The 25372-nt window shown below is 38.2% G+C and carries 22 protein-coding genes; 5 read left to right on the forward strand and 17 right to left on the reverse strand.

The features are described 5' to 3' along the window. Positions 1-79: 79 nt before the first annotated feature. Entirely contained in the window at positions 80-1087 is a 1008-nt protein-coding gene (locus HU137_RS04520) for an aspartate-semialdehyde dehydrogenase (RefSeq protein WP_182042600.1), read from the forward strand. A gap of 10 nt (positions 1088-1097) precedes the next feature. Next, complete coding sequence (locus tag HU137_RS04525; protein ID WP_182042601.1) at positions 1098-1877, forward strand: TrmH family RNA methyltransferase; 780 nt, start codon at positions 1098-1100, stop codon at positions 1875-1877. 47 nt (positions 1878-1924) lie between these two features. Here HU137_RS04525 and recO read toward each other — a convergent pair whose 3' ends face one another. The 14 genes from recO to HU137_RS04595 all read right to left on the reverse strand — a co-directional run bounded on the left by recO (position 1925) and on the right by HU137_RS04595 (position 16517). Continuing rightward, entirely contained in the window at positions 1925-2638 is a 714-nt protein-coding gene (gene recO / locus HU137_RS04530) for a DNA repair protein RecO (RefSeq protein WP_182042602.1), read from the reverse strand. Continuing rightward, on the reverse strand, positions 2639-4927 hold the full coding sequence (gene porZ, locus HU137_RS04535) for a type IX secretion system anionic LPS delivery protein PorZ (protein WP_182042603.1): 2289 nt from the start codon (positions 4925-4927) through the stop codon (positions 2639-2641). Between the two features lie 18 nt (positions 4928-4945). Further along, a complete protein-coding gene (locus HU137_RS04540; protein WP_182042604.1) occupies positions 4946-5659 on the reverse strand; it encodes an LOG family protein in 714 nt (237 codons plus the stop codon). A gap of 18 nt (positions 5660-5677) precedes the next feature. Beyond that, on the reverse strand, positions 5678-7036 hold the full coding sequence (locus HU137_RS04545; RefSeq protein WP_182042605.1) for an exonuclease domain-containing protein: 1359 nt from the start codon (positions 7034-7036) through the stop codon (positions 5678-5680). Further along, the gene (locus HU137_RS04550; RefSeq protein WP_182042606.1) at positions 7037-8560 is read right to left on the reverse strand and encodes a helicase HerA-like domain-containing protein; all 1524 of its coding nucleotides are present in this window, start codon (positions 8558-8560) and stop codon (positions 7037-7039) included. It abuts the gene before it with no gap. 36 nt (positions 8561-8596) lie between these two features. After that, positions 8597-9622 carry an endonuclease/exonuclease/phosphatase family protein gene (locus tag HU137_RS04555; RefSeq protein WP_182042607.1) on the reverse strand — a complete coding sequence of 342 codons (1026 nt, stop codon included), beginning with the start codon at positions 9620-9622 and terminating at the stop codon, positions 8597-8599. Further along, positions 9615-10466 carry a rhomboid family intramembrane serine protease gene (locus HU137_RS04560; RefSeq protein ID WP_182042608.1) on the reverse strand — a complete coding sequence of 284 codons (852 nt, stop codon included), beginning with the start codon at positions 10464-10466 and terminating at the stop codon, positions 9615-9617. The genes HU137_RS04555 and HU137_RS04560 overlap by 8 nt, the downstream gene beginning before the upstream one ends. A 1-nt stretch (position 10467) precedes the next feature. Further along, positions 10468-11211, reverse strand: a complete 744-nt coding sequence (locus tag HU137_RS04565) for a rhomboid family intramembrane serine protease (protein WP_182042609.1) — start codon at positions 11209-11211, stop codon at positions 10468-10470. Positions 11212-11214: 3 nt separating this feature from the next. After that, on the reverse strand, positions 11215-12999 hold the full coding sequence (mutL, locus tag HU137_RS04570; protein WP_182042610.1) for a DNA mismatch repair endonuclease MutL: 1785 nt from the start codon (positions 12997-12999) through the stop codon (positions 11215-11217). Between the two features lie 66 nt (positions 13000-13065). Beyond that, positions 13066-13554, reverse strand: coding sequence for a 6,7-dimethyl-8-ribityllumazine synthase (gene ribH / locus HU137_RS04575; RefSeq protein WP_182042611.1), 489 nt, complete (start codon positions 13552-13554; stop codon positions 13066-13068). Then, positions 13538-14248 (reverse strand): tetratricopeptide repeat protein, encoded by a 711-nt coding sequence (locus HU137_RS04580; RefSeq protein ID WP_182042612.1) that lies wholly within the window; start codon positions 14246-14248, stop codon positions 13538-13540. The genes ribH and HU137_RS04580 overlap by 17 nt, the downstream gene beginning before the upstream one ends. Before the next feature lie 129 nt (positions 14249-14377). After that, complete coding sequence (locus HU137_RS04585; protein WP_182042613.1) at positions 14378-14974, reverse strand: porin family protein; 597 nt, start codon at positions 14972-14974, stop codon at positions 14378-14380. 11 nt (positions 14975-14985) lie between these two features. Continuing rightward, positions 14986-15768 carry an ABC transporter ATP-binding protein gene (locus HU137_RS04590; RefSeq protein ID WP_182042614.1) on the reverse strand — a complete coding sequence of 261 codons (783 nt, stop codon included), beginning with the start codon at positions 15766-15768 and terminating at the stop codon, positions 14986-14988. Continuing rightward, complete coding sequence (locus HU137_RS04595; RefSeq protein WP_182043318.1) at positions 15768-16517, reverse strand: MlaE family ABC transporter permease; 750 nt, start codon at positions 16515-16517, stop codon at positions 15768-15770. Before HU137_RS04595 ends, HU137_RS04590 begins: the two co-directional genes overlap by 1 nt. A 53-nt stretch (positions 16518-16570) precedes the next feature. Between HU137_RS04595 and HU137_RS04600 the strand changes: the two genes are divergently transcribed. Together HU137_RS04600 and HU137_RS04605 are read left to right on the forward strand one after the other, a co-directional pair. Beyond that, complete coding sequence (locus tag HU137_RS04600) at positions 16571-17167, forward strand: SprT-like domain-containing protein (RefSeq protein ID WP_182042615.1); 597 nt, start codon at positions 16571-16573, stop codon at positions 17165-17167. Then, positions 17164-18243 (forward strand): mannose-1-phosphate guanylyltransferase, encoded by a 1080-nt coding sequence (locus HU137_RS04605; protein WP_182042616.1) that lies wholly within the window; start codon positions 17164-17166, stop codon positions 18241-18243. Before HU137_RS04600 ends, HU137_RS04605 begins: the two co-directional genes overlap by 4 nt. On the opposite strand, the gene HU137_RS04610 is transcribed toward HU137_RS04605, so the two are convergent. From HU137_RS04610 to HU137_RS04620, 3 genes are read right to left on the reverse strand one after another with little or no spacing between them, the layout of a single operon-like run. Further along, the gene (locus HU137_RS04610; RefSeq protein ID WP_182042617.1) at positions 18240-19112 is read right to left on the reverse strand and encodes a cupin-like domain-containing protein; all 873 of its coding nucleotides are present in this window, start codon (positions 19110-19112) and stop codon (positions 18240-18242) included. The genes HU137_RS04605 and HU137_RS04610 overlap by 4 nt on opposite strands. Positions 19113-19122: 10 nt before the next feature. Next, a complete protein-coding gene (locus HU137_RS04615; RefSeq protein ID WP_182042618.1) occupies positions 19123-20664 on the reverse strand; it encodes a phytoene desaturase family protein in 1542 nt (513 codons plus the stop codon). Next, entirely contained in the window at positions 20648-24232 is a 3585-nt protein-coding gene (locus HU137_RS04620; protein ID WP_182042619.1) for a 1-acyl-sn-glycerol-3-phosphate acyltransferase, read from the reverse strand. Before HU137_RS04620 ends, HU137_RS04615 begins: the two co-directional genes overlap by 17 nt. Positions 24233-24388: 156 nt before the next feature. Between HU137_RS04620 and HU137_RS04625 the strand changes: the two genes are divergently transcribed. Continuing rightward, positions 24389-25348, forward strand: a complete 960-nt coding sequence (locus HU137_RS04625) for a Gfo/Idh/MocA family protein (protein WP_182042620.1) — start codon at positions 24389-24391, stop codon at positions 25346-25348. Positions 25349-25372: the final 24 nt, after the last annotated feature.

Here is a 25372-nt window from a genome sequence, read left to right on the forward strand (position 1 = left end):
AATTGAATAATTCGAACATAACAAAAATTACCCCATAAGTTGTTTGATTTGTGTTAATTTTGTGGAAAAATTTTAAGGTATGAAATTGGCTGTAGTAGGCGCAACTGGGATGGTGGGCCGCGTGATTTTAAAAGTGCTGGAAGAAAGAAATTTTCCGGTAGATGAATTAATTCCGGTGGCATCTGAAAGATCTGTTGGAAAAAAAGTTGAATTCAATGGAAAAGAAATCAGCATCGTTTTGATGGAAACGGCAATTAAAATGCAGCCAAACATCGCACTTTTTTCAGCGGGAGGAGATACTTCTAAACAATGGGCGCCTGAATTTGCAAAAGTTGGAACCACTGTAATAGACAATTCTTCTGCTTGGCGTATGAACCCCGAAATTCCATTGGTAGTTCCTGAAATCAATGCAGATATCTTAACGCCAGATCATAAAATAATTGCCAATCCGAACTGTTCTACCATTCAATTGGTGATGGTTTTAAATCCTTTGAACAAAAGATATGACATCAAACGCGTGGTGGTATCGACTTATCAATCTGTTACAGGAACCGGAAAAGAAGCTGTTGAACAACTGGAAGGTGAAATCAACGGTTCTAATCCAAAAATGAAATATCCTTATCCGATTTTTAAAAACGCATTGCCACATTGTGACGTTTTTGAAGAAGGAGGATACACAAAAGAAGAATTAAAATTGACACGTGAAACACAGAAGATTTTGGACGATCGCACGATTGCTTTGACCGCAACTGCGATTCGCGTTCCGGTTCAGGGTGGGCATTCTGAGTCCGTAAATGTGGAATTTAATCAAGCTTTTGACGAATCAGAATTGAGAAAAATTTTGCATGAAACACCCGGAGTTGTGCTTCAGGACAATCCGGAAACCAATACCTATCCGATGCCAATTTATGCAGAAGGAAAAGATGATGTTTTTGTGGGGAGAATCCGTAGAGATTTTTCTCAAGACAATACCGTCAATATGTGGATCGTTGCAGATAATTTAAGAAAAGGAGCTGCTACCAATGCTGTTCAAATCGCAGAATATCTTGTACAAAACAATTTGGTAAAGAACTTCTCGCTTGTTTAACCTATAAGAAATGCAAATAGAAAGCCTTCAAAATCCGAAAATAAAAAACCTGCTAAAGCTGCAGGAAAAATCGCGTGAAAGAAAGAAACAAGGCTTATTTGTAGTGGAAGGAGTTCAGGAGAATCAATTGGCTATGAATGCCGGATTTGAACCGGTCGAATTTTTTATTTGTCCTTCTATTTTTTCGGAATCTTTAGATTTAGAGGCTCAATTTCAAACAGAAGTATCGAAACCGCTTTTTGAAAAAATTGCTTATAGAGGTACAACGGGCGGAATTATAGGCGTTTATAAAACCGAGCATGTAGATTTACAAGATGTTCAACTTTCAGAAAAAGCCTTAATCGTCGTTTTGGAGCGGGTGGAAAAGCCCGGAAACCTTGGAGCCGTTTTGCGAACTTGTGATGGCGCCGGAGTAGATTTGGTGGTGGTTTGTGATCCTTTGGTAGATTTTTTTAATCCAAATGTAATCCGAAGCAGCGTCGGAACGATATTTACCAATCAATTGGTCAGCACGACCAAGGAAGAATTAGTCAATTGGTTGAAAAAAAATCAAATTCAACTATTTTCTACCTATTTAAATGAAGACACAAAAAGTTTATACCAAATCGAATTTTCCAAAAGTTCGGCCATCGTTTTTGGAACCGAAGCTTTTGGATTGACTGATTTTTGGGTAGAGCATTCCGACGAATTGGTCAAAATTCCCATGAACGGAAAAGTAGATTCCCTCAACGTCAGCAATGCTGCCGCTATCTGTATTTACGAAGCTGTCAGACAAAAAAGCAAAATTTAGTCTTTTTTCTAAAAATCGACCTTCATATTTATGCTTTGAGCAATTTTCTATGAAAAAACCTGGTTCAGTATCTCTAAAGATTTTGGTTGGCGGAAATCGGAGATATGGAGCTCGTAATACTTCAAAAGTGTCGAAAGAATGGATTTTCGTTGGTTTTGGCTAAATTGACTTTGGGATTGGTCATGAAAGTCGAGCGAAATCAATTTTTCAAAATGGAAAAGATCTGAATCTGAAATATAGATTTCGTGAGGAATTTCTTGAGTGGAAATTCCATTGTTTAAATCGAAATAAGAAAAACCTTTTTTGAGGTGAGGATAAAATCCGAGAAATTGGGTTAAGTTCAAAAGGAACCATAAATGGAAATCGGCATAGCCCGAATTTTTTTGATCAAATGCCCGAATCGAATTTTCCAAAAAATCAAATAATGCAAAATTTTGTTCTTCTTCTTTCAGAACAGCATTTAAAATTTCTGTCAAAAACAAAACGATGGTTGTTTTTTCCGGTTGTAAATGAATCGAATTAAAATGAGTGGTTGAATTGATTTCTTTTAAAAAATGAAGATTTTGGTTGGGCTTTTCATCATAAACCAATTCGACTAAATTAAATGGAATCAAAAGCGAATTGGTTTTGTTTTTTTTAGCATAAATAGATTTAGAAATACAGGAAGTCAAACCATGATTTAACGTAAAAAACTTGATGATTTTTCCTGAATCACCGTATTTGATTGCACTTAAAACAATTGCAGGAGTTTTGATAAGCATTTATCGGACGATTGCGATTTTGGTTTGTTTGGTTTCTGTTGCGTCTTGATTGGACATCAAAACCAAATAGATACCAGAAGCGACCAGTTTCCCATTCATGTTTCTGGTGTCCCACTTGGCAACGCCTCCAGAAGCTTTGGTTTTGAACACCAAATTTCCAACAACATCTACGATTCTTACATCGGCTTCATTTGGCAGTCCTTTGATGGTGACATCACCGTTAAAACCGGGGCGAACAGGGTTAGGATAAGAATACACATCTCCAAAAGCATCTCCTACCGTTACAGCATCACTTCTGAAAGACATCACACCCTTATCCGTGGCAAAATAAACAACTCCGGTTGTCATTTCTATTTTGATTTTGTTGATACGATTGGATGGAAGTGGAGAGTTTTCGGCGGTAAAATGATAAACCGTTTCGGTTCCGTCTTCAGAAAAGCAATAAACACCACCGGTATCGGTCGCAACCCATTTTTGATTGGCTCCGTCGATTTGGATATCGGTTACCGCTACGTCTGTTAGCACGGCTTCCGGAATACCGTCTTGTTCGATGATGACCGGTTCTGCTTGAAAAGATCCGGATTGAACTGCTTCAATCGGATTGTAAAGCACTCTTAATCCAAGCGTCGTCCCGATCCATAATATACCGTCTTGATCCATAGCAACGCCTAGGACTTCATTTGCCGGAAGATTTCCGGAATTGGTTTGTCCATTTATGGTATAAACTTCTTGCATATTGGTCACTTTCAAGCCACTTTGCGATCTGGGTAAAGGAAGAAAACCATATCCCTGGTAAACTACCGGCTTACGACTTCCCGCAGTTCCATACGCCGCATTTAAATCAATGGATTCCCAATTTCCTGAAGCTGTTTTTCTAACCATATAAGTGTCTCCACTCGTACCAACATAAGACTGACCAATCCACAAATTTCCATCTTCATCCAAAGTAGAACCTCCTATTCTTTCCCGAAACATCAAACTGCTATTTTCGTGGTTGTAATGTTCTACCATCTGACCACTTTTGAATTTAAACATCCCGATGCTGATGTTTGATTCATTCCATGAAGGATGCTCAAACCAAGATGAAACATAAATTTCTGTGGAGTCCATTGGGTTGACTTCAATATCTACAATATCTTTTGCATTGAGCATTTCTTCAGAAGTATTGTGGATCCATTCTGTGCCATTAAAATGAAAAAAACCATCAGCATTTTGTTGGGGTGAATTATAGTTATTCATACCACCAGGCGCTATCCAGATTTGGTTTCCGAGCGCGGTAATCGAATAAGATTTGTTGTTATAAGGACCGTCCGGTTTGATTTCTTCTAAATTATTGATTAACCCAAAAAGCTGCGAACCACCATAAGTTGTATTGCCAATTTTTAATCCTGTGTTTAGGGTTTGTGTAAATGAAACCGTTTCCAAAACTCCAAAAGTTTCATTGTAATTGGTCACAGAATTGGTCTGCGTAATGCTTAAAACATTACCGTTTACACTTAAATCACGTAAACCTTGAAAAGTCCCGAAATTAGTCCAATTGTTTCCATCAAACCGATATACTGTATTTCCTGTGGCAGCGACTAAATTTCCTTGAAAAACCACGATTTGTTGAAATGCAGATGTCGGCAATCCTGCCGGTTGCGTCCAAGAAGTAAAGTTCGCAATGAATTCATCTAGTGCATGGGAAAAAATCCCGCGATCACTCGCCGCATAAATGACATCATTTAATACTACCGATTCTTTTACACCAAAATAAACACTGTTTTGTGTAAAATAACAGGTTTCCATAAATTCAAATTCCTCCAAACTAAAGGATGCTAAACCAAATTCTCCGGAAATGATGGCAGTATTTTGATAAGGAAATATGTGGTTGACGATTTTACTTCCGGTATAGGATTGATGCAATGGAATTTCAAGTAGATTATGATTTTCATCCGGCCCCAATATATCCATTTCGCCTCGTTCATAACCGACCAAAAGAAAATCGAGCTCTGGACTATAACTAAACGCCGAAATCCCTACATCATTCAGTTCCGTTACTTTGGATATTTTTTCCAATTCACCTGAATTGGGATCATAGTTAAACAATCCATTTTCTGCACTACAGAATATAAAACCGTTAATTTCCCATATATGACGGATGTTATTATAGGAAAAATGATCCTCCCAGCGGTCGTTATTGGTTTGAGAGAAACCAATGAATGAAACGAGTGAAAAAGTAAAAAACCAAACAAACTTCAGTTGGAACATAAGGGAATTATCTTTTTCAAACCAACGGTTTTTATTCATAATTTAGTATAAAAAAGGTTAGAAGTTTTGCTTCACCATGTATTTGTCATAAAAAGCTTTGATATGACCTACAGCTTCCTCCGGCGTGTCGACCAATCGATAAAGTTCGAAATCCTTCTCGCTGATGTTACCCGCTGCCATGACGGTTTCCTTTAACCAATCAATCAATCCTGACCAGAATTTGGTTCCCACTAAAACGATAGGAAATCTTCCTGTTTTTTGGGTTTGAACGAGCGTTAGGGCTTCGAAAAGTTCATCTAGCGTGCCCATTCCACCGGGCAATACGATAAAGCCTTGCGCATATTTTACAAACATAACTTTTCTCGCAAAGAAATAATCAAAGTTGATGCTGTAATCATAATCAACATAAGGATTTAAACCCGCTTCAAAAGGAAGTTTGATGCCTATTCCTACCGACTTTCCTTTTCCTCTTTGCGCACCTTTGTTGGCCGCCTCCATGATACCGGGACCACCTCCTGTAATCACGCCAAACCCTTGTTGTGTCAATTGAAAGGCGATTTCTTCTGCCATTTCATAATAGGCAGAATCAGCTTGAGTTCGGGCAGATCCAAATATGGAAACACAAGGCCCTATTTTAGACATTTTTTCATAGCCTTCGACAAATTCTGACATGATTTTGAACAAGGCCCAGGAGTCATTTGATTTGACTTCATTCCAATTTTTAGGCACAAATTTTTCTCTGATTCGGTCGTTTTCTTCTTTTTCCGTCATCCTTTTCTTTTAAATTAATTAAAGAGGTAATGTAATCAATTCCCTGTATTTTTCAGTAAATAAAAACCCTTTCACTACGGAGTCGATATCTGAATCTTTCTCCACTGTGGTCATCCTTTCCTTTATTCTTTTTCGATCTTTGATCTGATGGTGTAGCTCATAATATCCATAACCGACACAAACACCATCATTTACCCAAACAAATGAGCTTTCGCCCAGTCTTCTTCCTTCTTCGATCAAGAGGAAGTTTTTATTTTCAAGCTTAATTTTTTCTAAGAACTCATCTACTCTTTGGTTGTAGCTATCGGGCGATTCTTTTTGTTTGCAAGCGCCATTGCATTCGCCAACTTCAAAGCTCAAACAATCTAAATCAGCAGGAGAAATACCATTCAATTTAGGGCATAATTGAAATTCCTCTGTGATGAGAGATAGAATTTTTTGTCCCATTTTTAGAGATAATATTTGAAAAACAGGGTTTGGGCGTTTTCTATGATTTCTATCGAGTTTTAAAGTTTTATATCCGTCTTTTATTTCCACAAACAAAGTATAGGGAAAATCAAAACCATTAGTATTTCGCACCAATTTAGGCTTTAATCGTTTTTTTTCATTGGCTTCTTTTATCCAAGAAATCAATTCATTTCCCGTTATTTCATGGCGTACAGTAGCAAATTCTAATCGAATTTTATTGCTCAATCCGGACTTTCCAGTCAGGATTTTCCGAGTCGCCAAAGCGATGTTTATAGCCCTTGTGAGGTAAATAACTTCTTTTTTTTGATTTAGAAAATAAACCAAACCGATTTCATTTGGCATTTCTTCATAAACGGAAGCAAATTTTTGACTGACCCGTTTTTTTTCTTCCTCTAATTTTGAAATGGATTTTAAAGAATCTTTTTCCAACAAAAGTTTAAACAATTCCAGCGTTGCACGTGCATCTCCGGCCGCTCTATGCCTATCTGAAACCGGAATACCCAATTCTTTACTCAGTTTTCCTAGCGAATAAGAATTTGCCTCCGGAAAAGCTTTTTCACTCAGTGGAACCGTATCGATGGTTTCTCTATAATAGGTATATCCCAGTTTTTTGAACTCTTGTTTGAGCATCCTATAGTCAAATTCCACATTATGACCAACCAAAACAGCTCCATTTGTGATCTCGATGATGCGTTTGGCCAATTCATGAAATTTAGGTGCCGTTTTGACCATTTTGGGCGTTATCTGCGTTAGTTTTTGAACATAAGCATCAATTTTTCGCTCCGGACAAACCAAAGAAATCAATTGATCTACAACTTGACGACCATCATAGCGGTAAATGGCCACTTCTATAATGTCTTCTTCGCCCTTTTTTCCTCCTGTGGCTTCGATGTCGAGAACTGCGTACATTTATCTTCTGGATATTTTTCCAAAAAGACCTCGGATGATTTGATTCCCAATCGTACGTATGAAACTTTTGGTGGTGGAATCACTTAAAATCGTTTCGATCGTTGATTTTTCCTTTCTCGGTCTTCCGGCTCTTTTTGGAGGCGCAGTATTTTTTTCGGCAGTGATGCTCTCCATCTTTTTTGTTAGAATTTCAAAAGCAGTTTCCTTGTCTATATCCTGCGCATATTTATTTACTAAAGTGGATTCTTTTACGATGGATTCTATTTCCTGATCGGTCAAAACATCCATACGGGAAAGTGGAGCACGCATATAGGTGTGCGCCAATGGCGTTGGGATTCCTTTTTCATTTAGCGCTGTGATAAAAGCTTCACCTATTCCCAATTGCGTAATGACTTCATCTGCTTTGTAATAGGTAGAAATCGGATAGTTTTCAACTGCTTTTTGGATTTGTTTGCGGTCTTTTGCCGTAAATCCGCGTAAAGCGTGTTGGATTTTTAATCCCAATTGTCCCAAAACTTCATCAGGCACATCACCCGGAACTTGTGTACAGAAATAAATTCCTACCGATTTGGAACGGATCAATTTGATCATCGTTTCGATTTGATCCAAAAGCGCTTTGCTCGCTTCATTAAAAATCAAATGTGCTTCATCGATAAAAATGACCAATTTCGGTTTGTCCAAATCTCCGGCCTCTGGAAGTGTTTCATAAATTTCTACGAGCAAACTCAACATAAAAGTGGAAAACAAATTGGGTTTGTTCTGAACATCGGTCAAACGGATGATATTTACCATTCCTTTTCCATCCTTTGTCTTCATCAAATCATTTACGTCAAAGGACAATTCGCCAAAAAAAGCGGTTGCACCTTGTTGTTCCAAAGCCACTATTTTTCTCAAAATCGTTCCCAAAGAAGCCGGCGAAATGCTTCCATAATTGGACTTTAACTCTTGTTTTCCTTCGTCGGTTTCGCTGACATATTGTAAAACCTTGCGCATATCGTCCAAATCGACAAGCGGCAATCCTTTGTCGTCACAGTATTTAAAAATGATGGAAATGATGCTGGTTTGTGTATCGTTTAAGTCAAGAATTTTACTAAATAAAATCGGCCCGAATTCTGAAACCGTTGCCCTCAGACGAACGCCTTTTTCACCACTTAAACTCAACAATTCTACAGGTGCTCCGGCCGCAGTATAGTCCAAACCCAAAAGCGATTGTCGCTCCTGAATTCCTTTGTTATCCGATTCGCCGGCAGCTGCAATACCGCTCAAATCTCCCTTGATGTCCATCAACAAAGATGGAACACCTTTTAAGGACAGTTGCTCTGCCAAAATCTGAAGTGTTTTTGTTTTTCCGGTTCCGGTGGCTCCGGCGATTAATCCATGTCGGTTCATGGTTTTTAATGCGATGGAAATCTCTGCGTCTGTCAGGACTTCTCCATCTAATTTTGCCTTTCCTAGAACGATTTTATCACCTTTGTATCGGTAATTATTTTGTATTTCTTGTACGAAAGATTCTTTTGATGACATATTCAATTACGAATTGATTCGCTCAAAGATACAATTTTAAGGTAATTTGAAATAACCAATAACCGGATAATGATCAGAGAGCTTGACGTCTTTTCGGACCTCATATCGGGTCGGTAAAAATTCATCAGAAGAAAAAATATAATCCAATCTAAGCGGATATTTAAAATCATGAAAACTGGTTCCGGAGGATTTTCCAACTTCAACATAAGCGTCTTTTAACCAATAAATGATTTGTTGGTATTCATAAGAATTGGGGACTGCATTCAGGTCTCCGGCTAGGATTACAGGGTGTTTAGAGCCGTTGATGTATGGTAGAAGTTTTTTGATTTGACTTTCATGTTGAAGAAATCCTTTGGTCAATTTGTTTTTCAAAACGATCGAATTGGCCTCTGCCGTTTCCATGTCACTCACCGTTTCTTTCACCAATTTTTTATCGATAAACATTGGCTCCAAATAAACATTGATGAGCCGAATCGTATCCTTTCCCAAATCCAAATCTGCATAAGCCGCAAGTCCGACGGTATTGTCTTCTCCGGAAAAAATCTTTTTAAATTCGATGATCGGATATTTGCTAAATACTTGAATAAGAGAATGTTTCTCATGATAATAATCGGCAAATGCCGAATCTTTCAGATTTTCAAATTTTTCGTTTCGCCAATATACCTCTTGCAAAACCACAACATCCGCCTTTTCTTGATTGAAGAAATTTACAAATCCCGGTTCGCGCAGATATTGGCCATTTAAAGAAACAATTTTAAAATCGGGCGCAGTTTCTACTTTTTTTCCAAAGAATTGATAGGTTTTATTCAAAGGAAAATAAAGTCCCACTGAAAGGAATAAAAACAAAATTGCATAAGGCGCTCTTCTCCAAAATAAAAAGATAATCAATGCAAAATTGGCCAAAACAATTAAAGGATATACAATCGGAACAAATCCGAAATAAGGAAATGTAGAAGGCGCTATATGCGGCGCAAGATAAATCGTATAGGAAAGTCCTAAAAAGATCAAATGTGAAATAAAAAACACCGGATCTAGCCCTCTTAAACGCAATCCTCTACCCATTTTTTCCTTGTTTAAAAAGAAAATCTTTCTCCTCTTTGGTTAAACTTTCATATCCGGAACGGGAAATTTTATCCAAAATTTTATCGACATCTTTTTGTTTATTGACTTTTTGGGAATTGAATTCATAATCATCTCTGGCAGCCTTTCTTCGGTTGGTTTTTACCGATTTTTTCTCGCGGAAAAATAACGAACGGATCATTCCACCCAGAAAATCATTTCCCTTTTCAAATTGTTTCATGTACAGAAAACCAAATGCCGCTCCACCTATATGAGAAACATGTCCACCGACATTATTTCCCGACAAAATCATCAAAAGATCTATGACCAAAAGGCCGTATGCCACATAATCCAGTGGAATGTTGATGTTGATGAACATCAGCTGAACTTTGGTTTTTGGGATATAGGCAACCAATGCAAAAAACACCGCATAAACTGCTGCAGAAGCGCCAACCAAACCATTTGCATAATTAAAAACATAGGAAAACCCCATGAAGAAAATCGCTCCGGCAATCGACCCAAAAAGGAAAAAAGTGAGAAAATCTTCTTTTCTGAAATAGCGGAGAAACATTTGACCGACGAAATAAACCATCAGCATATTCAACGCCAAATGCCAAATGCCACCATGAAAAAAAGTATAGGTCAAAACACCCCAAGGTTGTGAGAAAAACTGCTCTAAACTCGGTTTGGCATCGAAATAATCAAAAATCGTATAAACGCTGTTTCGGAAAAACAGAAAATTAATCAGAATAGAAATCACAAAAACAGCAACACAAATGAAAATCAGTTTGATGTTGATGTTTCCGTTTTGATAATGGGATTTTAATTGTTGGATGATATCGCTCATTTTACCATTCTCTGTGTAAATTTTTCTTCCATGACCGTACAAGAATGAAGCCAATTATCGCGCCACCGATGTGTGCAAAATGCGCAATCGGATTCCAAGCATAATTCTGAATTGCCATGAAAAATTCTAAAGCAATCAACACCGGAATAAAGTATTTGGCTTTGACCGGAATCGGCAGGAAAATCAGCGCCAATTTTGCATTCGGATACAAAACCCCAAAAGCAACCAGAATTCCGTAAATCGCACCGGATGCACCGACCATCGGTGTTCTATAGTAAGCCGCCAACTCTCTAGTGGCTTCAATGTTGGTTGTATTGACCCTATAATTTGGGTTAGAAGCGTTTAAGATTAAATCTTGGATGTTTACACCAGAAGCTTCTACGATCGGTTTTAGACTTTCAACTTGTAAATAATTAGTAAAATTGAACAAAACAAAAGATCCTAAACCTGCTGCGAAATATAAAATTAAAAATTTCTTTGCGCCTAAAGCATGTTCTACCGTTGATCCAAACATCCAAAGCGCAAACATATTGAACAAAATATGGGAAATGTTTGGAAATGGCGCATGCATGAACATATGCGTGATGATTTGCCAAGGTCGGAAGTTGACAGATTCCGGATAAAATGCACCCAAAATCGTTCCCAAATCCGTTCCGGTTTGACCAAAAACGAGTGTCGCCAAAAAAAACAAACCATTGATAATCAATAGGTTTTTCGTGACAGCGGGTATCGGTTGATTGAACATACTTTAATTTAATTTTTTTGTGATTTCGGTTTCTGATAATTGTATGAAAACCGGTTTTCCATAAGGTGAAAAATTGGGCTCCGCCAATTGCAACAATTGCTGTGCCAAATGCTGTGCTTGTTCCGCTGCCAAACTTTGACCTTTTTTGATCGCTGCATTTTTAGCGATGATTTTGGATATTTCGATCTTAAAATCAAGTTTTCCATGCCATTCCAAATCATGTAAAAAATCGGAGAAAATGGCCGGAATTTCTTCTGCATCGATTTCAGTTGGCAACGCATTGACCAGAATCGTATCTTTTTGAAAATCAACGTCAAATCCAAAGTTCACCAAGTCCATTTCGATGGTTTTAAGCAAACTAATTTCCGATTTGTTTACTGAAATTTCGATCGGAAAAAGCAATCTTTGGCTGAGTGCGTTTTCGCTGATGGATTTGGTCAATTGATTAAATAAAACCAATTGGTGTGCTCGGTTTTGGTCGATGACCACCAATTCGCCTTTGAATTGGGTCACCAAATATTTGTTCATCCACTGGATTACCGGTGCGTTTACGAATTCAAATTCTTCTTGACTCAAAAGCATTTCAGGATGTTTGCTTTCGATTTCGAATTCAGAAAAAGACTGATAGAAATTTTGGTTGGAAATGACTTCTTTTTGCGTTGGTTTGGTTTCAAATGGATTGTAATTCCGATCTACTTTGATTTCAGGCGCTTTGATCGGTTCGTTTTTCGGTTTACTCGGTATAAATGCCCAATCGGGATTTTGATCAAAATCAAGCGAAGGCATGATGTTAAATTGCCCCAAAGCATGTTTCACTGCAGACCGTAAAACGGCGTAAATGCTGTATTCGTCTTCAAATTTTATTTCCGTTTTGGTCGGATGGATGTTGATATCGATTTTGGAAGGATCGATTTCCAGAAATAAAAAATAGGAAGGAACGTATTGGTTGGGCAAAAGATTTTCAAAAGCATCTGTAATGGCTTTGTGCAAATAATTGCTTTTGATAAATCGGTGATTGACAAAGAAATACTGTTCGCCACGTTGTTTTTTTGCGCTTTCGGGTTTTCCGACAAATCCATTGATTTTCACGACTTCTGTTTCTTCTGCAATCGGCACCAATTGCGCATCCATTTTCCGGTTAAAGATTTGGACGATACGCTGTCTTAGATTTCCTGATTTCAGGATGTAAACTTCAGAATCGTTATGAAAAAACCGAAAGTTAATCGATTCATGGGCCAATGCAATGCGTAGAAATTCTTCCTGTATGTGTCGCAATTCGACTTGGTTGGACTTTAGGAAATTTCGTCTTGCCGGAACGTTGTAAAATAGATTTTTAACCGAAATAGAGGTTCCTGTTTTGGCAATGGCAGGGATTTGATCGCGAAAAGTCCCACCATCGATTGTCAGTCGATTTCCCAATTCTTCGTCGTCCTTTTTGGAGAGGGCGTCGATTTGTGCGACGGCGGCGATAGAAGCAAGGGCTTCGCCTCGAAATCCTTTGGTTTCGATGTGAAAAATATCTTCGGTCGTACGGATTTTGGAAGTAGCATGGCGTTCAAACGCCATGCGCAAATCAGTCACACTCATTCCGGAGCCGTTGTCGATGACTTGAACCAGCGTTCTTCCTGCGTCTTTCACAATCAGGTCGATCTCGGTTGCACCGGCATCTACTGCATTTTCCATCAATTCTTTTACCAATGAAGCCGGACGTTGCACCACTTCGCCGGCGGCGATTTGATTGGCTACATGATCTGGCAATAATTGGATGATATCTCCTGTCGAAACCATAAGTTTACAAAGGTAGAATTTTGCGGTCGAATCTAAAAAGTAGAATATAGAAAGATTTGACGCTGACTAGATGTTTTTCTTGAATTCAGCCATGATAACAGCCGTTACACCGGCCTCGGTTCCTTTGTTTCCGTGTTTCCCGCCCGAACGGTCGAGGGATTGTTGTTCGGTATCATCGGTCAAAACACAGAAAATAACGGGAATATCTTGTTGGACGTTGAGGTCCTTGATGCCTTGGGTTACGCCCTGACAGACATAATCAAAATGCGCTGTTTCACCGCGGATGACGCTCCCGATGACGATCAAAGCATCGAAGTTTCCTTTTTTACACAATTGGCTTGCGCCATAAATCAATTCAAAACTTCCGGGAACTTTAAAGCTGGAAATGTTCTCTTCTTTTGCTCCTAAATCAATCAGCGCATCGATTGCACCTTTCTGCAAATTATGTGTGATATGGTTGTTCCACTGTGAAACAACAATGCCGAAACGATAAGCTTCGGCATTGGGTAAATTGTTTTTATCGTAAGCCGACAGATTTTTATTTTCCGTTGCCACCTGTTGCGTATTTAAGTCTTTCTAAGAATTTTTCTACTTCACCATTTCCGGCATTTGGATAATTGTCTGCCAGGATTTGGAAGTATTTCTGTGCATCAGCATTTTGTCCCAATTGGATCGCCAATTTCCCTGCTTTTGTGTAATATAGGGTTTGGATGGCTTCAACATTGGTTCCTTCAGCTGCTTTTACATAATAAGAAAGAGCTTCTTTTTCTTTTTTGGATTCAACCAAAGCATTTCCGATCATACCATTTTTCTGTGCAGTTAAAATTTCGTCATCAGAGGAAAATTTCTCCAACATCGAAACTGCAGATGCATAATCACCCAATTGATAATAAGCAATTCCGGCTTTGTAACGTGCGATGTTTCCGCCTTTTGTGCTTCCGTATTCATCTACGATTTGTTCATAACCTTGGAAACTTCCCGGACTTCCTTTTAGTGCCAAAAGGACAGAATCTTGTTTGAAAAACTCGTCTGCTTGTACCATTTCGGTAAATGCTTTTTCCGATTTCGGTTCCAAAACGGTTTTCAAATAAACGAAATAGCCGATGGCTACAAGAGCCAAAGCGCCTAGCACGCCTATGATGATTTTGGAATGTCTTTCAAAGAAATTTTCCGCTTTGTAAGCGGTTTCGTTCAAGCTATCCAAAACTTTTTCCGTAGTATATTCTTGTTTTTTTCTTGCTTTCGCCATGGTGATTTGAATTTCAAGTCTGCAAAAATAGGCTTTTTTACAAATCCACCCAAATTAGAAGTAAAAAATAAAAAACCCTCGATTTGGATTCTAACAAATTGAGGGTTAATTTTTTAAGTTGAAATCAAATTAAAAGAAATATCCGACCGATAAATTCAACAATTTTGAACGGTTTTCTGTTTCAAATCCCCAAGTATCTTGAACAAATTTGGAAGAATGTTTTCCAAACCCAAATTCGTATCGCAAATCAAAAACAAAGTTTTTTACGTTTAAACCTGTTCCCAATTGAAACCCGACGTTAAACTCATCTCTTTCAGCGTTTTGAACTCCGCTAAGCGAAATATCATCTTCGAAATAATAAGAAAATACCGGTCCTGCTTGAACATGAATCAATCCGGCAATAAAAGTTGTACCCAAATTGACCGGAACATCCATACGTCTTTTTCCTACTTCGAAAGAATTTCCATCTGGCGTGTCATATTCATTTTTAAATGAAGTATAGAGCAATTCTGGTTGGACAAAAAATCCACCGGCTTTGATCCTTACCATCGCTCCGGCTTGAAAACCAACCGAACCTTTCCCATGATCCTCATAGGTGTCATTTAGGGTTTTTACCACACCGTCATCTGCGTTAAAAACACCACCAACTTTGATTCCAAAAGAACTGTTTTGGGCATAGGTATTCAACGCCACCAGGGAGAACCCCAATAAAAATAACTTCTTCATATTTACTACATTTATTTTTTCAAATTTGCTTTTTCTTCCAATAGCACTTCACGCAATTTGGTAAAGAGCTTTGAAGAATAAACGAAATCTATGACCGCTTCATTGTCCGCCGTCAAAATTTCATTTTTATCACCTGACCATTCGAGGATTCCATTTTTAAGAAAAATGATGGTTTCGCCGATCTCCATCACGGAATTCATGTCGTGGGTATTGATGATGGTTGTGGTGTTATATTCGACCGTTAATTCATGCAAAAGTTGATCTATGACCATAGAAGTTTTTGGGTCTAGACCGGAGTTGGGTTCGTCCGCAAAAAGATATTTGGGTTTGTTGACGATGGCACGGGCGATTGCTACACGTTTTTGCATCCCACCGGAAATTTCGGATGGAAATTTTTTAAAAGACTCAGGTGTTAAATTGACCCGCGTCAAAACTTCTTCCGACCGATCGTTCATTTCTTTCATGTTCAAATTGGAGAACATCTCGAGCGGAAACCGAACATTTTCCAAAACCGTCATGGAGTCAAAAAGTGCACTTCCCTGGAAAACTGTTCCGATTTCGCCGCGTAATGCTTGGCGTTCTTCATAGCTGAATTTGGTTGTATCTCTTCCGTCAAACAGAATTTCGCCTGAAGTAGGCGTGATTAATCCGGTTAAACATTTTAGAAATACGGTTTTTCCTGAACCCGATTGTCCGATGATCAAATTGGTTTTTCCGGTTTCAAAAACGGTGGAAATCCCTTTGAGCACCTCAATGTCTTCAAACTGTTTTTTTAAATTCTTTACCTCTATCATCAGCTCAAAATCGTTTGGGTTAACACTAAGTTTAGGATAATCAAAATAACCGATGTCCAAACTACGGCCGATGTACTGGAACGGCCTACTTCAAGAGAACCTCCTTTTACGTGGTATCCATAAAAAGCCGGAACCGTTGCGATGACAAAAGCGAAACAAACGGTTTTTACAAATGTATAGACAAAAAGTCGCGTTGCCATCGGCATCTGTAGTCCGATGATATAATCGGATTGGGACCACATTTGAGTGACTTCTCCGATTAAATATCCGCCAACCAAACCCATAGCGATACTGATCATGATCAAAATCGGATTAAATAAAACGGCCGCCACGATTTTGGGCATTACCAAAAAGGAAGGAGAATTGATTCCCATGACATCCAGCGCATCGATTTGTTCGGTAACCCGCATGGTCCCGATGCTGGAAGCGATATACGAACCTACTTTACCAGCAAGGATTAGGGAAATAATCGTAGGAGAAAACTCCAAAATCAGTACAACTTTGGTCGCATAGGAAATGTAATAATCCGGAACCGGAATGTCGGCGCCCTGAAAATTTTGCGCCATCTGGATAGCGGTTACCGCACCCATAAAGAGAGAGATAAAAGCGACCAGACCCACGGAACTCATTCCTAAATCATAGACTTCCCGCATGATGAGTTTGCGAAATACTTTGGCTCCCTGTGGCTTTTTAAATACTTTTTTGAGGAACAAAAAATAGGCTCCTATAAATCCCAGCAGTTTTAACATACCGTGCAAAATTAGGATTTTTTTTGTCATCGGAGTTTTTTTAACTTTCGCAGATGAATTGGAAGCCACTTGAAAAATTTTTGCCGGAGGGAGGGCTTGATTTTGTTGAAATTTGGTTGAAGGACATTCCACTTAAGTTGATCGTTAAAAATGCAAGGCGGACGAAATTGGGTGATTATCGATTTGATCCACATTCAAAAAGACATCGAATCACCATTGATGGAACGTTAAAATCAGATGCGTTTTTTTTCGTTTTGACACATGAAATTGCGCATTTGTTGGTTCAAATAGAATTTGGATCAAAAGTAAAACCCCATGGAGAGGAGTGGAAATCAACATTTGGGAAAATGCTTCAAGATTCCTTATCCATTTATGAATCAGATTTGAGAAACAGCATCTTTCGACATGCTTTAAATCCGAAAGCGAGCGTGGGAGCGGATAAACAATTGTTTCAAAAACTGTTTTTAAAAGAAAACCAGTTGGGGAATTTGGTTGAAAATTTAGGGGAAAACCAAAAATTCAGAATTGGAACACGGGTTTTTCAAAGAGGAAATAAGCGAAAAATACGGTATATTTGCAAAGAGCTGAAAACAGGTCGTATGTTTTTGGTCAATGGGCAAGCAATAGTAGATGAAATAATCAACGAATGAACAAAAATTACTTTGGGGTCATTATGGCTGGAGGTGTAGGGTCGAGATTTTGGCCATTAAGCACATCTGAATTTCCGAAACAATTTCATGATATTTTAGGAACGGGTCGTACTTTTTTGCAAAGTACGTTTGACAGGATGAAAAAAATCATTCCTACAGATCAAATTTACATCGTGACACTTGGCGAATATGTAGATTTGACGCTTCAGCAATTGCCGGAAATAAATGAAAATCAGATTATTACAGAGCCTGTTGCGATGAATACTGCGCCTTGTAATCTTTATGCTGCCATATTGATCCATGAAATCAATCCGGAAGCCAACATTGTCGTTGCGCCTTCAGATCATTTGATTTTACAAGAAGATGTATTCATTGAAAAACTAAAATTAGCCTTACAAGAATCAGAAGAAAAGGAAGAGTTGATTACGCTTGGGATTCAACCGACTCGGCCAGATACCGGATATGGATACATTCAGTTTTTAGACAAAAAGAATTCGGAAGTAAAAAAAGTGAAAACTTTTACAGAAAAACCGGGAATAGAATTGGCGGAAGTGTTGTACAAATCGGGTGATTTTCTTTGGAACGCCGGGATTTTTATTTGGAAAGCATCCACGATTTTAAATTCTTTTCAAAAATATTTGCCTGAAATGTTTGAATCTTTTGAAAAAATCCAAAACCCATTGAATTCTGAAAAGGGCAAGAAAGAAATCAAGTCGATTTATTCGCGTGTACAGATGATTTCGATCGACAACGGGATTTTGGAAAGAGCAGAAAATGTGTATGTGATTCCATCATCTTTTGGCTGGTCAGATTTGGGAACCTGGAAATCCCTTTATGAAATTTCCCCAAAAAATGGTGGAAATAATGTCAAACATGGGAAATATATTTTGACGTATAATACTAATGATTCTTTGATTTATTCGACTCAAAGAAAAGCGATTATCGTGGATGGTTTGGAGGATTATATCGTGGTCAATACGCGTAGGGCATTGTTGATCTGTCCGAAGGACAAAGACCAAGCCATCAAAGCATTTGTCAGCGATTTAAAGTTGAATAAAGGCGAGAAGTTTACTTAATCGGTTTTAATTCCTAACTTTTTATGGGCTTTACGATACGCCCATTTTTCTTTAAAGTCAATCCATTTCTGACCACGGAATTTACGGATGTAATAATCCAAATGCCGCATAAAGAAAACATTGTACATCATACCCAGAAAACGCCTTGGATCCTGCGGTAAAGCGCGCAATGACATGGAAAATCCGCCGTTTATATAGGAAATATAATGCCACCATTCACCCGGAATATACAGCGCATCACCGTGGTGCATATTGGCTTCAAAACCCTGCGCATTTTTCAGTGCCGGGAATTTCTCAAAGTCGGGATTGTTCATATCGATGGTTTCGATGTTGCAAATGGACATGGGAACCTTATACAAATTTGTATTTTGCTCAGGCCCAAACAATAACACGCGTTTATGTCCTTCGAAATGGATATGCAGATTGTCTCCCAAATCGATATCATAATGCATAAAAGTATGCGCTTTGCTTCCTCCAAAAAACAAAGCCGGAATGCGTTTGAAATAATTCATCCCTATGTCCGGATATTCGAAATCCTTTTCCAGCTGAGGAAGATTGTCTTTGACCATATAGAAAAAAATGCGGAGATCGGTCGGTTCGTTGCGCAATTTATCGATGTATTCACTCATTTTCATGTGCGCAACCGGCTCATACGAACTTTTATTTCCTTTAGTTGGCTCGTTGTTATAAAGCGGAACAATTTGGTCGCCGGCGATTTCTTTCAGATAATCAAACCGCCATTTTTCATTCCAATCGTCCGTCAAACCTTCGATCAAAACAGGTCTTTTCTTTTTCAGATAATTTTTCACAAAATCCTCTTTTGATATTCCTTTTACGCGATCTACCGGTTGTAAATTGAACTTCCCCATGATGATAAAATTATGGATTTCTCTCCAAATTATAAGCCGAATTGATTTTATCGATCAAATGTTTTCGACCAATTAATTCCGAACAAGTCAAAATCGCACCGATTGTAACGCCTAAAATCCCGTGCATACTGATGCATTGGCCTGTTAGAAATAGATTAGGAATTTTGGTGCGTGGAGGTAAATAGTTTTTCAATGGAAAATCGGCGTCCTTTGTAAATCCATACATGCAACCGGAAGTACTTCCTATATAATCTCTGTAAGTAAGTGGCGTTGCGACATAGGTTGACTGAATACAATCGCGGATGTTTGGAAATTTTTTCTCTAATTCTTTAATTAAGACCTCCGTTTTTTCTTCCTTGAAACGTTCATATTCACTACCCCTTTCATCTTTTTCCGCTACGGTATTGAAAGTGTCCTTCCATTTCTCCACTTCCTCATAGCGCATATAGGTCAAAACACTGATTCCATCTGCCCATCCATCATTTTCCGATTTGGCACTGAAGGAAACCATATAACTTTCAGGCCAATTTTTTTCTTCATAATCGATACTTGACCAAACTTTTTCTTCATTTTTAAAATGATAATAATTGTGTTTCAAATAAGGAAAAGAATTGGTTTTCAGTGTGATATACAAACTAAATGACGAAATAGTGTCTTCTGATTCATTGATTCTCCGTTTATAGGATTTACGCAAAGGAAAGTTTTCTATGAGCTCAAGTGTCTTTTTTGGGTCGATGTTGGAAATAAATCGTTTGCCTTTATAAATAGAACCATCCGCTGTTTTCACAAATTCAACTAAACCATTTTCATTCACAGAAATCGAAGTAATTTTTTTGTGTTTCAAAACTTTTCCGCCTAAATTTCGAATTTCTTTGATCAATAATTTCGAAATCTGACTTCCACCGTTTACACATCGCCAAGCGCTTTCAATATAGGAGTTGATCGAGAGCGAATGGACATAAAAAGGCGTTTTATTCTGGATGCCGGCATAGAGAAAATTGGTGCCGGCGAGAACCGCTTTTAGTTTTTTATTTTCTGTCAATTCGTCGATGACTTCGCTTGCTTTTAGTAACATCAAATCCTCATTTGAGACCGGTTTTTCATCCAATTCGACTTTATACAACGGAAAACTTTCGCAGATCAAGTTCATTTTTTCGACATAGGTTTTGATCGCAGCTTCCTCATTTGGGAAAAATTGAGAAAGTTGTGCTACAAAGTTGTCAGCGCCTTGCGCAAAAGGATATTCGTTTGGATCATCATCAAAAGTTACAAAATCGTATCCGTCGATGTCCATACGCTGCATTTTCAATTTGTCTGAAATGCCGAGATAGTGAAAATATTTGTGCAGGTTTTGTCCTGGCAAAAGACCGCCGATGTAATGGACACCCGTATCAAAAATGATTTTGTCGCGAGAAAAAGTTTGTAGGTTTCCACCGAATTGTTGGTTTTTTTCCAGCACCAAAACACTCAAACCTTCGCGTGCGAGAATATTGGCGCAAACCAAACCGCCCAAACCACTGCCTATGATGATGATATCAAATTCTTCCTGCATGTTTGTTTTTAAAAATCGTCAAATTCTTTTCGGAAAAAAATAATTCCCATTCGTCTAAATTAACAGATTTTTTAAATCGGTTCCTTAATTGCTCATTGTGGACAATCACAAAATCCCCAACCGTAAACAAATCGGGAGATTTGGAGTGAAACTGTACCGGAAAACGGTTTACGCTAAATGTGTTTTGAGCAATTTGAATTTTTTCCGCATCTTCATCCCAAGCTTCTACTACTCTGAAAGCCGAATCATATACGAATAAAAAATCCAAAACACCATAACCACAACCCAAATGTAAAATTCGGGCACGAACCGGAAGGATAGAAAGGATCTTATGATACAATTTTTTATGGGTTTCATAGTCCGATTTGAATTCCTTTTGGATAAACTTTGGTTTGTATATATAGTTGAATTTCAATTTGTTTCGGAAATAATTTTCATCTTCGTCAACTCTTTTTAATTCGATGAATTTTTCTTTGAAATAGTGGCTGATTTTTTTCGTTCTTTCTGAATAATTCTTTCCCCAGCTATCATCGTCGTGGCGGATCACTGGAAGGAATTCCAAAGTCAGTTTTCCTGATTTGAGCAAATTATCATTTTTTGGCAATCGATCCGAATTTCCACGCACCAAAACAGGCTGAATATCCAATTTCAATTTCTCCGAAAGATAAAAAGCACCTTTGTGAAAACGCTGAATGGCAGAAGTCATCGAACGAGTTCCTTCCGGAAAAATAATGATGGAATAACCCTCTCTGATTTTTGCTTCCAATTCTTGGGTTTCTTCCTCCAAATTCTCTGAAGCCGAATAAAACCCAGCCATTTGGATGGCTTTTCCGAAGAATTTGGATTTTAAAACACGGTTGTTGACCATAAAAATCAACCGATTGTGCAACATACCCATCGTAGGCGTATCCAACTGAGAAGTATGGTTGGCGATGATGATTTTGGGCGAACTGAAATCCAAATTTTCCTTTCCGATTTTCCGAATCGGAATAAAAGGTGTTCCATACATCAAAATCCAAAAATAACGCTGCATCACACTATGAAATGCTCCGAATTTTTTCTTTTTACTCACCGGAATGATCGGCAGAAAAATTTGCGCCAATAGATTCAAAATAAATCCGGCGATAAAGAAATACCCAAACGTGAAAAAAGTATAAATCACCCCAAGAATCGTTCGCGGCGTATTGCCTTTGTCTTGCGGCTTTTGGATAAAAAATCGGAACAACCAAGGCTGAATCGTAAATGACATCAAGACCACCACCGTCAATCCGATGATTGGAATCCATGAAATCGAATAAATCGCCGGATGTTTGGCAAAAACCAAAACACCGAAACACAAAATCGTAGCGATTGCCGACATCAAAATGCCCGATTTAAAAGCAGGCATTTCATCGGTTCCGTAGGTATATTTTTCGATCAAACCGCGTGTAACGAAAATCGAATAATCCACACCCAAACCGAAAATCAAGGTGGTAATGATGATGTTGAAAGCATTAAAATTCAACCCAAAAACACCCATCATTCCGAGAGTCACCAGCCATCCGGCAAAAATTGGGATGTTGGTGATGAGCGTTAATTCCAGCGAACCAAAAAACAAAAACAGGATGACGAAAATGACGATCGACGAAATGAAGAATAATTTGTCAAAATCCGCTTCCAAATTGGATAAAAAAGTTTCGGACAACTGTTTTCTATCGATGACCAAAGTGTTTTGACTTGAAGAGAATTCGTTCAAAACCTTTTCCAAATCTTTATTGTCTGTCTTTAAAGAGGATGTAATTGTAACCAAACCTTCATCGGACTTTACGAATTCATTTAAAAACAAATCATTTAAAAGCTCATTTTCCGCTAAATTTTCAGGAACAAAATCTTCATTTAGCCTTGCATAAAACGGTGCAAATGTATTTTCTTTAAAACCGTATTTTCTGCCTTCCGAAATCAATTGATTTTGGAGTTTTTCTTTACGTTCTTCTGTCCAGAATGCATTCCATCGTTTGATTTTTTCTTCTTGTTGTTCGGAGGAAAGAAGAATTCCGCCGATGGATGAAAACGAAAGAATTTCGTTTTGGTTTTCGGCCTTTTCCAGTTTATTGAACAATTCAGAATTGGCTTGTAAAGCTTCTTCGAAATCTTTACCGTAAGCAGCGATGTAAATGGATTTAGAAGAATAATCATTGAGATTATCCAATTCACTTTCAGCGCTTTTTAAATCATCCGGCATATAATTCAGTTTGTTCAAATCGTTTTCAAAACCTACATTTTGATACGTAAACAAACTAATGATAATCAGTAAAATAGAAAAACCGAGAAAGAATTTATTTCGATCAAATTGATACGAAGCCAATTTATCAATAAACGTATTTTGTTTTACTTCCAATGTGTTTTTTGGCGAATAAACCTGCGGAACAAACAATAAGGCAAAAACCGCAGCCCCAAGCACACTGACCGCCGCAAAAACACCTAAATCTTTCAATACATCGGATTTCAAAAACAACAAAACCAAAAAATCGGCAGCCGTAAAAACCGCACAAATCAACAATGGTTTTACCGTGCTTTTGAACAATTTTGAAATGTCGCCCGTACTTCGGTAATGGCTTAAAATATGCAAGGAATAATCCAGCGTCAATCCCAATAGCACAGAACCAATTCCGATGGAAATCGCCGAAATTGTTCCTTTTAAAAAGTATAAAACCGCCATACCGAGCAAACTCCCAAAAATCGCCGGAACGATGATGATCAGCGGAATGTAGGGTTTTCGATAGAAATAAATAAACAAGGCAAACAGCAAAATAACCGAGATGGAAAGCGTCAAAATGATGTCGTTTTTGATGCGTTGGGCATTGGCAACAGAAACAGGCGTTGCACCGAAGTAATTGGCGCTAACTTCTTCTTTTTTGAATTCGGTATTTAATTTTTCAATTGAATTATTTAAATCATCAACGAGTTTTTCGTTTTGCGAAGTTTCATTGGCACCCGCTTTGGGCGTGATGAAAACGAATAGATTTTTTCCATTTTGATGTTGCAAATAACCGTTTTCGACAGAAAAGTTTTCGCCGGATTGAAGCCGTTGAAATTTTTTCAATGCCATAAAGTCCATCCCAAAAGGATCGGAACGCAACATTTGGGTCGTGACCATTCCCGATGGTGAAACGATGGAAGAATAAACCTCATCGACTTTTTCCGAAACCTTTTCCGGTTGGAGCAAAGAGTCGATTTGTGCATAATCGGTTTCGTCCAAATAAAGCGGAAGATGCGTCGACACAAAATCGAGCAATTCGCCCATTTTCTCGTCCTCAAAACGAACTTGAAGGTTTCCGATGGTGGGATTTTCCGAAAGTTGAGACGCTAAACTGTCCGCGTATGCTTGTAAATTGGATTGATTACCATTTGAGTTCGAAGCAATATTGACAATGATTTTATCGGCATAACTGACGTTTTTCAAGACTTGATTCACGGTTTCTGAATCCTCTCCGGAAGGAATCAATTTGGAAACGTCTTCTTCAAACGAAATGCGCGAAGCCCAGTACCCAAAAAGGATCAACAGCAAAAAACTGGACGTAAAAAACATCCATTTCCTTTTTTTAAACCTATGATAAGCCGAAATAAATAAATTGACCAAAACTTCCTGTATCCGATTAAGAAACAAATATATAAATTTGCAGCGGCAGATAAAGGAGTAGATTGAAAGATGAAAGGTTTATTTGTCCCTTGAAAAAAGTATAAAATGTTAAAAATTTCCCTTTTGGGATTTGGCCACATCGGCCGGGTTCATAAAAATGCAATTGACGAAACAGAAGGAGCAGAACTGGTTTCCATCATCGATATCAATTACCAGGACGAAGAATCGCCGATTCCGATTTATAAAACACTTGAAAGTTTTTTGACCGAAGACGAAGAAACGGATTTGGTCGTAATCGCTACGCCAAACGGATTGCATCGCGATCACGCCATCCGATGTTTGAAAGCCGGGAAACACGTTTTGATTGAAAAACCGATTGCTTTGACTACGCAACATGCGACCGAAATTCTTCAAGCGGCTGAAAAATACGACCGTCGTGTTTTTTCTTCCATGCAATTGCGGTTTTCGCCGCCGGTGAGTTATGTGAAAAAATTATTGGAAAATGATTGTTTGGGTCAAATTTATATGGTGAACATCAATTGTTATTGGAACCGAAATAAAAATTACTACATGACGCGCGAATGGCACGGCACGAACCTGATGGACGGCGGTGTTTTATTTACACAATTCTCGCATTTTATCGATATTTTGAATTTTTGGTTTGAAGATACGAAATGTACAAATGCGGCATTTTACAATTTTAACCATCAAGGAATTACAGAATTTGCTGATAGTGGGAAACTCGATTTTACAGCCAATGAAGCCGTTGGAAGCATGATTTTCACAACTTCTACATTTGAGAAAAATTACAAAAGCGGCATCACGATTATTGCGGAAAAAGGAACGATTGAAATCGGCGATCAATATTTAAACGAATTGAAATACAGCAATTTAAAAAATGTGGTTTGTTCGAAATCGATGTCCACAGAAGTCAAAAATTTTCATCCGAATTCCTACGTGGAAATCATCGAAGCTTTGTCTGAAAACCGACCTTCAGTTTTGGATGGTGAGCATGCGGTGCGGTTGGTGAGATTTATTGAGGAGGCGAATGAGATGGAGAATTAATCTTTAAAAGAAAATAAACAAATA

It is taken from the genome of Moheibacter lacus (genome assembly GCF_014042165.1).
Classification (GTDB): Bacteria; Bacteroidota; Bacteroidia; order Flavobacteriales; family Weeksellaceae; genus Moheibacter; species Moheibacter lacus.